We start from the raw sequence: 11,649 nt of genomic DNA, 5'->3' as shown, positions 1-11,649 counted from the left end.
CTGGCAAGAAGGAAGGCGGCGCTGCGCCCGCGCCACCTGAACAGGTTTTAAGGCAGGGCTTCGTAACCGGCTGAAAACCCTCTCAGGGAAATCGGAATGCCGATGCCTTCCTCCGGTGTTTGCCAGATGATGAAGGTTGCCTGATTGCCGGCCTTCATCTTGTCCAGAAGGTCATCCTCGAAGATGACTTCGGCGATGCAGCCATTCGGCAGGCAGCGGATAAACCCGGCGCGTCCGATGTCGGCGTCGTCCACCCTGAGACCCAGGCCATTGGGCAAAAGAACCCCGAGCGGTGCCAGAACCCGCAGTATCCTGGCCTGTTTTTCAGCCGTTTTCAGCACGATCACCGACAGGCCGACATTTTCCCGGTCTTCTGCGGTGACGTTCTGGATCAGGGCGCATTGTTCGCCGGAAGCACCCGGAGGCGTGTCGCACCGCATCTGCCAGTCGCCATGTGTCGACTTGATTTCGCCCTGGGAAAATGCGGTTCCGGGGGCTGCGAGCGGGAGCCCCACCGCGATCAGAGCCGTGGCAACAAACCTGAGCAGCCGGTGCAGTCCGGTTTTACCACCAGACCGGGCAGCAGAAGAGCAGGGGGCGGGGCGGATGAACAAGGCGTCCTCCAACATCTTATAATCGCTATTGTAACAAATAGGGGCCGCCGAATCACGACAGAACACGGGGATGGACTTTGCCGCATCGCGGTCGGCCTGACCAGTCCGCATCGGCGTCCAGGGACGTCAATTCTCGAGTTTGCACCGGTTTTGCGCCGTCATTGATATCGATCAATCTTTGTCAACACGATTCCACCGCCGGAATCGCTTCATACCCGTTGCAGATAGACGTTTCTTGTGGTTTTTGTGCGCCGGAAATGTGTCAGGGCAAGAGTGCGGCAGATCGCCGCTTACTCCTATCGTCCCGTCGCGCTAAGTCCGTGTTTGCGATTACAATTCCGCAACAAGAGCGGATTTCCGGCGGCTGACGGTTTGTTGAGCGGCGAAAACAGCCCATTGACCGGACGGGGACAGAACCGCTACGGGTTCGCGAAATTACGTATGCCGCCCAGCTGCGGCGGATGAGGGAAGGGAGCGTGGACGTGAAGTCGATCTTCAAACGTCTCTTGACTATGACAACGGCTACTGGTGCCAGCGCGGCTGCCGCCACCGCAGCATTTGCCAGTGATGGTGGTATGTCACCTTGGCAATTGGGGTTGCAAAATTCGATTTCAAGCGTGATGGATGACATTACGTGGTTCAATAGTTTCACATTGGTGATTATCACCGTCATTACGCTGTTCGTTCTGGCGCTGCTGATCTATGTGGGCGTGAAATTCCGCGCAGACCGTAATCCGGTCCCCTCGCGGACTTCGCACAACACCGCGATCGAGGTGATCTGGACTGTGGTTCCGATCCTGATCTTGGTCGTGATCGCGATTCCGTCGTTCCGCCTGCTCTACAAGCAGCTCGACATTCCGGAATACGACATGACCGTCAAGGCGACCGGCTACCAGTGGTACTGGGGCTATGAGTACACTGACGAAGGCATGAACGATCTGGAATTCAGCTCCTATCCGATCGGGGATACGAGTGATCCGGAAGCCGACAAGGCAGCGCGTCAGGAAGTTGCTGATGAACGGGGCGTGCCGCTGGCCGAAGTCCCGCGTTTGCTGGCCGTCGATTATGAAATGGTTGTTCCGGTCGACACCACCGTGCGCCTTCAGGTCACCGCCGCAGACGTGATCCACGCGTTCGCGATGCCTTCGATGGGCGTCAAGATCGACGCGATCCCGGGCCGTTTGAACGAGACCTGGTTCCACGCTCGTGAAACCGGTGTCTACTACGGCCAGTGTTCGGAACTCTGTGGTATCCTGCATTACTACATGCCGATTGCGATTCGTGTCGTGACGCCGGAGCAATACAAGCAGTGGGCAAACGCTGCCCAGGAAGATCTGGATGTTGCCAACAAGCAGCTGATGGCATCGATCAACGCTGAAAAGAACAAGAAGCTCGCAGCCGCCAAAGCGACCGGGCAAGAAACTGCCGCCACCAACTGACGCGGTTGGCGACGTAATTTGATGCCGCGCCGAAGATTGTCTTCCGGCGCGGTCAGGGCTTAACGAGGGAGCACTCAATGGCTGCGACCGATATACATGCAGCGCATGATCATCCGACGGGGTGGCGCCGGTATGTCTATTCGACCAATCACAAAGATATTGGTATCATGTATCTGTTCTTCGCGATTTTCGCGGGGATCGTAGGCGGCGCACTCAGCGTCGGTATCCGCCTGGAACTGCAAGAACCGGGCATGCAGATTTTCTCAAATCCGCACACATTCAACGTGTTCACGACCTCTCACGGTCTGATCATGATCTTCTTCATGGTCATGCCGGCAATGATCGGCGGCTATGCGAACTATTTCGTGCCGATCATGATCGGGGCGCCGGACATGGCGTTCCCGCGGATGAACAACATTTCGTTCTGGCTGCTCCCGCCGGCTTTCCTGCTTTTGATCCTGTCGCTGTTCGTCGAGGGTCCTCCGGGGGGGAACGGTGTTGGCGGTGGCTGGACGATCTATCCGCCCTTGTCGACCTCCGGCCAGCCGGGGCCTGCAATGGATCTTGCGATCCTGTCGCTGCACATTGCGGGTGCCTCGTCGATTCTGGGTGCGATCAACTTCATCACGACGATCTTCAACATGCGCGCGCCGGGCATGACCCTGCACAAGATGCCGCTTTTTGCATGGTCGGTCCTGATCACCGCATTCCTGCTGCTGCTGTCCCTGCCGGTTCTGGCTGGTGCCATCACCATGCTGCTGACGGACCGCAACTTCGGCACGACCTTCTTCGATGCCTCCGGCGGCGGTGACCCGGTCCTGTTCCAGCACCTGTTCTGGTTCTTCGGCCACCCGGAAGTGTACATCCTGATCTTGCCGGGCTTCGGCATCATCAGCCACATCATCTCCACCTTTGCCCGCAAGCCGATCTTCGGTTACCTCGGCATGGCCTACGCCATGGTTGCGATTGGTGTGGTCGGCTTCATCGTGTGGGCGCACCACATGTACACGGTCGGCATGTCGTCCGAGACCCAGGCCTATTTCGTGGCGGCCACCATGGTGATCGCGGTACCGACCGGTGTGAAGATCTTCTCGTGGATCGCGACCATGTGGGGCGGATCGCTTGAGTTCCGCACCCCGATGGTCTGGGCGATCGGCTTCATCTTCCTGTTCACCGTTGGTGGTGTGACAGGTGTGCAGCTCGCCAATGCCGGTCTCGACCGTGCTTTCCATGACACCTACTACGTCGTGGCTCACTTCCACTACGTTCTGTCACTGGGTGCCGTGTTCGCGATCTTCGCCGCCTGGTACTACTGGTTCCCGAAAATGTTCGGGTACATGTACAATGAGACGATCGGCAAGGCACACTTCTGGATCACCTTCATCGGTGTGAACCTGGTGTTCTTCCCGCAGCACTTCCTGGGGCTGAACGGCATGCCGCGCCGCTATGCCGACTATCCGGATGCGCTTGCCGGCTGGAACTTCGTGTCCTCCATCGGATCCTACATCTCGGCCTTTGCGGTCCTGGTGTTCATCTACGGCATTGTCGAAGCCTTTATGCGCAAGCGTGTTGCCGGCAACAATCCGTGGGGTGAAGGTGCAACGACCCTGGAGTGGACCCTGTCTTCTCCGCCGCCGTTCCACCAGTTCGAAACCTTGCCGCGCATCAGGTAATCTTGCGCAACAGGCGGCTTGCCGCCTGACGAAATCGCACCGCGCCGGATAGGGGCGCGGTGCACACCATGAAAAGGACGCCCCCCGTATCTGCCGAGCAGAACATGGCGGCGTTGAGAACAATAAGGGACGCGCCCATGTCGCTCGCAGAGCGCCAGGAACTATTGACAGACGATGCCACCTGGGATGGTGGCATGGGGTCGGTTGGGGACTATGTCGCGCTGTTGAAACCGCGTGTCATGTCCTTGGTCATTTTCACGGCCTTTGTCGGCATGATGCTGGCACCGGGAACGCTTCACCCGGTCTTGGCAGCTGTCGCCCTGTTGTGTATCGCCGTCGGCGCCGGGGCATCCGGTGCGCTCAACATGTGGTACGACGCGGATATCGACCGTGTCATGTCGCGCACGGCCAAGCGTCCCATCCCGGCCGGAAAGGTGACACCGGAGGAAGCACTGGCCTTCGGCATGACGCTCTCCATCGGATCCGTCGTTATCCTCGGGCTGCTCGTGAACTGGTTCGCAGGCGCGTTTCTTGCGTTCACCATCTTCTTCTATGCCGTTGTTTACACGATGTGGCTCAAGCGCTCGACGCCGCAAAACATCGTGATTGGCGGGGCAGCCGGTGCCTTTCCGCCCATGATCGGCTGGGCGGCGGTCACAGGCGATGTCAGCCTTGAAAGCTTTGTGCTGTTCCTGATCATCTTCATGTGGACACCGCCGCATTTCTGGGCGCTCGCGCTGTTCAAGAAGGGCGACTACGAAACGGCTGGCGTCCCGATGCTGCCGGTGGTGGCCGGCGAAACGTCGACCCGTCACCAGATTCTGGTTTATTCCCTTTTGCTGGCACCGATCGGTGTTGCGCCCTTCCTGCTGGGATATGCAAGCATTGCCTACGGTGTTGCGTCAGCCGCTCTCGGCGTAGCCTTCGTCTGGCTCGCCTATGACGTCTGGCGGAAGCGGGACGGCGACGTGGCACGCAAGGCCACCTTGCGCCTGTTCAAGTATTCGATTTCCTACCTGTTCCTTTTGTTCGCGCTTCTGTTTGTCGAAAGCATTGCCGGAAGGATCATGGGATGACCAAAAAGGCTGACAAGGGCGTGAAACTCACGCCAGAGCAGGCAAAGAAGCGCCGTGGGCGTTCGATTGCGATTGCATGCGTTCTCGGAGCGCTGGTTGTCCTGTTCTACGTGGTGACCATTGTGAAAATGGGTCCCGATATCATGAATCGTGCGCTCTAGAGGTGTTCGTGTGACTGAACAGAACCACAGCCAGAAGACTGCAAACCGGAGCAATGCCAAGGTTGCGCTTGCCTGCGCTGGCTTGTTCGCCGGAATGGTGGGTGCGGCTTATGCGGCGGTTCCACTCTACGATCTGTTTTGCCGTGTGACGGGGTTCGGCGGAACAACCCAGATCGCGGAAGCGGAAAGTGACCGGGTGATAGATCGCAAGATCACGGTGCGCTTCGATGGGAACGTCAACCCGAAGCTGCCGTGGTCGTTCAAGCCCGAACAGCGCTCTGTAACCCTTCGCATGGGTGAAACGGCTCAATTGGCCTACATCGCCCAGAACAACGGCGAGTTGGCGAATGTCGGGTCATCGACGTTCAACGTCACGCCGCTGGCCGCAGGCGCCTACTTCAACAAGATTGCCTGCTTCTGCTTTACCGAGCAGCCGCTCGAGACGGGTGAGCGCGTTGAAATGCCTGTTGTGTTCTTTGTCGATCCTGCGATGGATGAAGACCCTGAACTGGCGCACGTGAAAGAAATAACCCTGTCCTATACATTTTTCCCGGTGGAAACACCGACAAAACCGGTTGCAGCGCGTGTCGACGCGGCTGCCGAAACGAAACTATGACACCGCTGCAAAAACTCCGCGGTCCTGATTGCGTTGGGGAGCAAGCCAATGGCTGAGGCACACACCAAAAATCACGACTACCATTTGGTAGAACCGTCACCCTGGCCGTTTCTGGCGTCTGTCGGGGCATTCATTCTCGCGCTTGGCGCGATCGGCTTCATGCGCCTGGCGCAGGGTTCCGAATTTGTCCTGTTCGGCATCGACCTGACAGGCTGGGGCCTGTTCGCCGTCGGCATGCTGGTCGTTCTTTACACCATGTACGGCTGGTGGCGGGACACGATCCGCGAGTCGCGCGCAGGCCATCATACCCGCGTGGTCAACCTGCACCTGCGCTATGGCATGATCCTGTTCATTGCCTCCGAAGTGATGTTCTTCGTTGCATGGTTCTGGGCCTATTTCGATGCGGCCCTGTTCGCAGGTGAAGCGATCAACTACGCCCGCGCCGAAGCAACAGGTGGTGTCTGGCCGCCGGAAGGCATCGCGACATTCGACCCCTGGCATCTGCCACTGCTCAACACGCTGATCCTGCTGTGTTCGGGCACAACGGTCACCTGGGCGCACCATGCTTTGCTGCATGATGACCGTGACGGCGTGAAGTGGGGGCTGGCACTGACTGTGATGCTCGGCATCCTGTTCTCGATCGTTCAGGTCTATGAGTACACCCACGCGGCGTTCGGCTTCGGCGGCAACATCTACGGTGCGACCTTCTACATGGCGACCGGATTCCACGGCTTCCACGTCCTTGTCGGCACCATCTTCCTGGCTGTGTGTCTGGGGCGTGCGCTGGCCGGGCATTTCTCGCCGCAGAAACATTTCGGCTTCGAGGCCGCTGCCTGGTACTGGCACTTTGTCGATGTGGTCTGGTTGTTCCTGTTCGTCGCGATCTATATCTGGGGCGCAGGCGCACCGCCGGCACACTAACCAGTCCGGCACGATTGCAAATCAAGCGCCCGGCCGGGTTCGGTCCGGGCGCTTTGTTTTTTGGAACATGGCTGTAACCCCGGGAGGCGCGCATGGAAGACAAGGCACAGTTTCCGCCGGTCAATCCGTTTGTCTGCGGGGCGTCCGGCAAATGTCCCCGCTGTGGTCATGGAAAGCTCTTTGACGGGTTTTTGTCGGTGAGAAAGTCATGTGCCGCATGCGGCCTTGATCTGGACTTTGCCGACAGCGGTGACGGACCGGCCGTCTTCGTCATCATGATCGTCGGCTTTATTGTCGTTGGCCTGGTTCTGGCGGTCGAACTTTCCTATCAGCCACCGATATGGCTGCATCTGGTCCTGTGGTTACCGCTGACCGTGATCCTGGCTGCCGGAATCCTGCGTCCGCTCAAGGGCGTCATGATCGGGCTGCAATACAAGAACAATGCGAAGGAAGGTGAGCTTGACGGATAATACGACCGTCCAGGGGAAGTTCAGGTCCGCATGGCGGCGCGTGCTGTGGCCAGCGCTTGCAACGCTTGTTTGCCTTGCGATCCTGCTCAATCTGGGCTTCTGGCAGTTGGACCGGCTGGCCTGGAAGGACGACCTGATTGCCAAGGTCGCCGCCGACGTGAACAAACCGCCGGTACCCGCACCCGATCCACAGAACTGGGCTGCGGCAGATGCAGCGGCTTACGACTACCTGCATGTAAAGCTGACCGGCCATTTCGAAAGCGGCGCGGCTCTCTATTACACATCCCTGACCAAACCCAATGGGCACTTCGACGGCCCCGGCTACATGGTCTACGCGCCATTCCAGACCGAAGGTGGGTGGGTTGTGATGGTCAACCGGGGCTTCGTACCGCAAGGACTGTCGGAGGCTGACATGTCGGCTATTCTGCAACCTCCCTCAGGATCGGTCGGCCTGACCGGCCTGCTGCGGCTTTCGGAAAAGCCCAACTGGACGACGCCTGCGCCCAATCCGGACACCAGGATCTGGTTTGCACGGGACACCGATGCGATGGCCGATGCCCTTGGCATACCGCCCGCCCGGCTTGCGCCTTACAGCATCGATCTCGACGCCGGGTTCACCCCTGCGTCCGGGCTTCCTCAAGCCGGGGAAACCGTTGTCCGGTTCAAGAACGATCATTTGGGCTATGCCCTGACATGGTTCGGACTGGCGGCAACGCTTCTGGGCGTATTCCTGACGTATGCGTTGGCGATACTCAGACCGAGCCGTGAAGGGACGTAATAAAAGCGGGAGCCCCAAAAAAACGGGAGCACCGGGCTCCCGTTTCGTTCTCGTATTTGACCGGCTTCAGCCTACGTGTCTCTGACCGGGGTCAGTCTAGTTGAGCGCCTCGAGCACGGCTGCCGCACCGGTCGCATTCGCTTCGCCCGGGTTTTCCTCGACACTCAGGAAGGTCACTTCGCCGTCCTTTGCAATCAGGGCAAACCGCTGTGCCCGCGTGTGTCCGAAGATCGGCGCGTCGAGAGCCAGGCCTGCGGCCTTCGCGAAGTCGGCAGCCGTGTCGGCGAGAAAGGTGATGCCGCCAGAGCCGTTCGATGCCTTTGCCCAGGCATCCATCACAAAGACATCGTTCACGGACACCACGGCGATTTCGTCAACGCCCTTGGACTTGATGGTGTCGCCGTGTTCGATAAAGCCGGGAAGATGGTTCATGTGGCAGGTCGGGGTGAAGGCGCCCGGAACCCCGAACAGGACCACCGTCTTGCCGCCGAACAGGTCTTTGCTTGACACCTCTGCCGGCCCGTCCGCCGTCATGGTTTTGAAGGTTACGTCCGGGATTTGGTCCCCAACTTTAAGGCTCATTGCGAAATCTCCTAAACACACGGATTGCGGCACAAGGCCGCGACAACCGACATAGGGTCTTGGAGACGTTCGGGGAAGCGTGTTCCGGCAATTATTTCAAGCTGTCATCCGGCAGGTCGATCCGGGTCTCTGTTCCCCGCCCATCCTGAATCAGCACGAGGTCAAGATAGGTTTTGCCGTTTGGTCCCGAAAGAAGGCCGCTGCTTGACAGCTCCCAGATAGCGACGCCGTTCACGTGACTGCCGAGTTTGGGAACCCCGATATAGGATCCCTCGGGACCTGCAGCGAACAGTTCTACAGCATGAGAGTCGTCCGGAATATTGGCCGAGATGGATAGGGAAGGCTTGTCACTGGCAGAGTTACGGGTCACTTCGAATTGCCAAGAGGCTGTCTGGGACGCTGCTTGCGGGACATTTTCAAGGTCCCGCTCAATCAGCCGTCTTGCGAGCGAATCCTTCTCTAGCTCCGGCTTGAGCGTCACGGCAAAGCGCGCGTCACCGGGAACGCAGATCTCGTTGCACACGCCGAAGAACAGGTTGAGGTCAAGATCAAGCGGTTTGCCGGGGTCTTCCGGTTCGGCAAAGAAGGGCAGGACGATCCCGTCATGATAGACGATGGATGTCGAAAATCCGTCGTCATAGCGCTCCGGCACAGGATAGCGGATGTCGATATCAGCGAGGTTGGCAGACCCGTCCCAATCGAACTGCGGAGGGATCCCGGCTTCCCCGGGAAAGCGCCAATAGGTGTGCCAGCCCGGTTCAAGCATGAACTCGACGCCGCCGCGATAAGCGGTGCCTTCGCGTTCGCCGTCAATGATCAGGCGCACGGCACCACCCTTGACCTCGACCCAGTCTGTCGTAAGGGCAAGTGCGGGAACGGGCATCATCAGAAAGCCGATGGTCAGTGCTCGAAGGATCTTCTTTTTCATGCGGACTCCATAACCAATCCGCGTCGATCCGTCACGTCAACACGCGGTGGGGGTGCGTCATATCTGCGTTATGTTTTTGTGAGGTCCGGCCTCCATGCATTGTTTTTTGACAAGGCATTAACAACTGATGCTTCAGGCTGTACTCTTTTCAGAGGGCTCCTTCTGGTCCAAGTGACGGAGAGATGACTATGGCAAACTTGCCTGCAGCAGATTCCCTTGAAGGGAAATTCTTGATTGCCATGCCGAATATGGCGGATGGCCGTTTCGAGAATTCGGTCATCTACATGTGCTCCCATTCCGATCAGGGAGCGATGGGTCTGGTTCTCAATCAGGTTGCAAGGCACCTGTCGCTCAAGGATCTTTTGCTCCAGCTCGATATCCTGAATGATGAAACTGCCATCCGGTTGCCGTCAAAGGTCAGCAACATGAATGTGTTCAAGGGAGGGCCAGTGGAGGTCGAGCGCGGTTTTGTGCTGCATTCCGACGATTACGTGCTTGAGCAGTCAACGCTGGAAATTGCCAACGGGGTCTGCCTTACAGCAACACTTGAAATCCTTAAGGCAATTGCGGACGGATCCGGACCGGAGCATGCGATACTCGCCCTGGGCTATTCGGGGTGGGCGCCGGGCCAACTTGAAAAGGAAATTCAGGCGAATGGCTGGCTCACGAGCGATGCGGACAAGGCGATCCTGTTCGACACCGAGTTTGACAACAAGTGGCACAAAGCCCTGAGCGCGCTGGGTGTCGATCCGGCCATGCTTTATGGAGAGGCCGGGCACGCCTGAAGCGCCTTCATCAAGCCGGTACCGGACTGGTCGTCCACGTCAGGCGCGGCGAAACCGGCGTCCGCCAGCTTTCCGTGACATAAACTTTGCTGGCAACTGTCATGGAATTGTTTAAATCCGATCCCGATTGGACTAGGGTGGCCGCTCTGAAGGGCTGCCCTTCAAACAATAACAACTCACTTGGAGGCGAGTCCGCGGTGAAATACTTCAGTACGCGCGGCGAGGCACCGATTCTCGATTTCCCTGATGTACTTCTGCAAGGCCTGGCCCGCGATGGCGGTCTCTACCTGCCGGAAACCTGGCCAACGCTTGACGAGAAAACCATCGCGTCGTTTGCCGGCAGACCTTATTCCGAGGTCGCGTTCGAGGTGATCCGGCCGTTCATTGGCGGAACAATTGCCGATGACGTTTTGAAGCCGATGATCGAAAAGGCCTACGCGGGTTTCCGCCACAAGGCGGTGACGCCTTTGGTCCAGATCGACAACAACGCCTTTGTGCTGGAACTGTTTCACGGTCCGACCCTCGCCTTCAAGGATGTTGCCATGCAACTCCTCGGACTGTTGATGGATCACGTTCTGGAAGAGCGCGGACTTCGTGCGACAATCGTCGGAGCGACATCGGGGGATACCGGCGGGGCCGCGATCGAGGCGTTCCGGGGCCGGGCGCGAACCGACATTTTCATCCTGTTTCCCGATGGACGGGTCTCGTCCGTGCAGCGCCGGCAGATGACCACGCCGACGGATGACAATGTTCATGCGCTTGCCCTGACAGGCAATTTTGACGATTGCCAGTCGATCGTCAAAGGCATGTTCAACAATTTCGCGTTCCGGGACCGGGTGGTGCTCTCCGGCGTCAATTCGATCAATTGGGCGCGGATCCTGGCGCAGATTGTCTATTACTTCGTCTCCGGAGCTGCGCTTGGCGCACCGCACCGCCCTGTGTCCTTTACCGTGCCGACCGGCAATTTCGGCGATATCTTTGCCGGGTATGCCGCAATGAAAATGGGTCTGCCGATCGAGAAACTGGTCGTTGCGACCAACAGAAACGATATTCTCGCGCGCACGCTTTCAAGTGGAACCTATGAAATGCGCGGCGTGTCCGCGACCATGTCGCCCTCCATGGATATCCAGATATCCTCAAACTTCGAGCGGCTCTTGTCCGAAGTCTACAACCGTGACGGTGATGCCATTCGAGGGCTGATGAACCGGCTGACCCAATCCGGGCGGTTCGATATCGCCGATGGACCATTGGCGGCCATGCGTGAGCGTTTTGCTGCGGGAAGCTGTGACGAAACGGAAACTGCTGCGGCCATCAAGACAACGCTGGACCGGTCCGGGTATCTTCTCGACCCGCACACTGCGATTGGCGTTCATGTTGCCCAATCCCATCTGGACAGTGCGGCCCCGATGATCGTTCTGGGTACGGCGCATCCGGCAAAATTCCCCGATGCAGTCGAAGCGGTATGCGGTGTTAGGCCGGAGCTTCCCGAAAGCATGAAGCCGATGATGAGTGCCGAAGAGCACCAGACCATTCTCCCGGCTGAGCAGAGTGCGGTCGAGCAGTTCATTCAGGACCACGCCCGTGCCGTGGCGAGCGGGGTTTAAGG

Annotated in this window: 13 protein-coding genes; 10 read left to right on the top strand and 3 right to left on the bottom strand. The window is 58.5% G+C overall.

Translation table 11 applies throughout. The features are described 5' to 3' along the window. Nucleotides 1-47 precede the first annotated feature (47 nt). Complete coding sequence (locus E1297_RS31740; RefSeq protein WP_244327960.1) at nucleotides 48-524, bottom strand: invasion associated locus B family protein; 477 nt, start codon at nucleotides 522-524, stop codon at nucleotides 48-50. Nucleotides 525-1,096: 572 nt separating this feature from the next. Here E1297_RS31740 and coxB point away from each other — a divergent pair. From coxB to E1297_RS31705, 8 genes are all read left to right on the top strand, one after another. Next, nucleotides 1,097-2,053 (top strand): cytochrome c oxidase subunit II, encoded by a 957-nt coding sequence (gene coxB / locus E1297_RS31735; RefSeq protein WP_368669760.1) that lies wholly within the window; start codon nucleotides 1,097-1,099, stop codon nucleotides 2,051-2,053. Between the two features lie 77 nt (nucleotides 2,054-2,130). After that, complete coding sequence (gene ctaD, locus E1297_RS31730; protein ID WP_155145107.1) at nucleotides 2,131-3,726, top strand: cytochrome c oxidase subunit I; 1,596 nt, start codon at nucleotides 2,131-2,133, stop codon at nucleotides 3,724-3,726. A gap of 194 nt (nucleotides 3,727-3,920) precedes the next feature. After that, on the top strand, nucleotides 3,921-4,802 hold the full coding sequence (locus E1297_RS31725) for a heme o synthase (RefSeq protein ID WP_244327958.1): 882 nt from the start codon (nucleotides 3,921-3,923) through the stop codon (nucleotides 4,800-4,802). Beyond that, nucleotides 4,799-4,963 (top strand): hypothetical protein, encoded by a 165-nt coding sequence (locus E1297_RS49270; protein WP_196223452.1) that lies wholly within the window; start codon nucleotides 4,799-4,801, stop codon nucleotides 4,961-4,963. The genes E1297_RS31725 and E1297_RS49270 overlap by 4 nt, the downstream gene beginning before the upstream one ends. 10 nt (nucleotides 4,964-4,973) lie before the next feature. Further along, complete coding sequence (locus E1297_RS31720) at nucleotides 4,974-5,579, top strand: cytochrome c oxidase assembly protein (RefSeq protein ID WP_368669759.1); 606 nt, start codon at nucleotides 4,974-4,976, stop codon at nucleotides 5,577-5,579. A gap of 48 nt (nucleotides 5,580-5,627) precedes the next feature. Beyond that, complete coding sequence (locus tag E1297_RS31715; protein ID WP_155145105.1) at nucleotides 5,628-6,500, top strand: cytochrome c oxidase subunit 3; 873 nt, start codon at nucleotides 5,628-5,630, stop codon at nucleotides 6,498-6,500. A gap of 92 nt (nucleotides 6,501-6,592) precedes the next feature. Next, entirely contained in the window at nucleotides 6,593-6,970 is a 378-nt protein-coding gene (locus tag E1297_RS31710; protein ID WP_155145103.1) for a DUF983 domain-containing protein, read from the top strand. Further along, nucleotides 6,960-7,748 carry an SURF1 family protein gene (locus tag E1297_RS31705; RefSeq protein ID WP_209016117.1) on the top strand — a complete coding sequence of 263 codons (789 nt, stop codon included), beginning with the start codon at nucleotides 6,960-6,962 and terminating at the stop codon, nucleotides 7,746-7,748. Before E1297_RS31710 ends, E1297_RS31705 begins: the two co-directional genes overlap by 11 nt. 96 nt (nucleotides 7,749-7,844) lie before the next feature. Here the strand turns inward: E1297_RS31705 and E1297_RS31700 are convergent, their stop codons facing one another. Then, nucleotides 7,845-8,330: a peroxiredoxin gene (locus E1297_RS31700; RefSeq protein WP_155145100.1), complete on the bottom strand. Its 486-nt coding sequence runs from the start codon at nucleotides 8,328-8,330 to the stop codon at nucleotides 7,845-7,847. A 91-nt stretch (nucleotides 8,331-8,421) separates the two neighbouring features. Then, on the bottom strand, nucleotides 8,422-9,258 hold the full coding sequence (locus E1297_RS31695) for a protein-disulfide reductase DsbD domain-containing protein (RefSeq protein WP_155145098.1): 837 nt from the start codon (nucleotides 9,256-9,258) through the stop codon (nucleotides 8,422-8,424). Nucleotides 9,259-9,446: 188 nt separating this feature from the next. On the opposite strand from E1297_RS31695, the gene E1297_RS31690 reads away from it, so the two are divergent. Beyond that, nucleotides 9,447-10,043 (top strand): YqgE/AlgH family protein, encoded by a 597-nt coding sequence (locus E1297_RS31690; protein WP_155145096.1) that lies wholly within the window; start codon nucleotides 9,447-9,449, stop codon nucleotides 10,041-10,043. 197 nt (nucleotides 10,044-10,240) lie between these two features. Continuing rightward, entirely contained in the window at nucleotides 10,241-11,647 is a 1,407-nt protein-coding gene (gene thrC / locus E1297_RS31685; protein WP_368669758.1) for a threonine synthase, read from the top strand. The last annotated feature ends 2 nt before the right edge of the window (nucleotides 11,648-11,649 follow it).

Source organism: Roseibium sp. RKSG952 (assembly GCF_009711355.1).
Note: the sequence above shows the minus strand (reverse complement) of the source record. Positions and strands in the feature narration are given on the sequence as shown.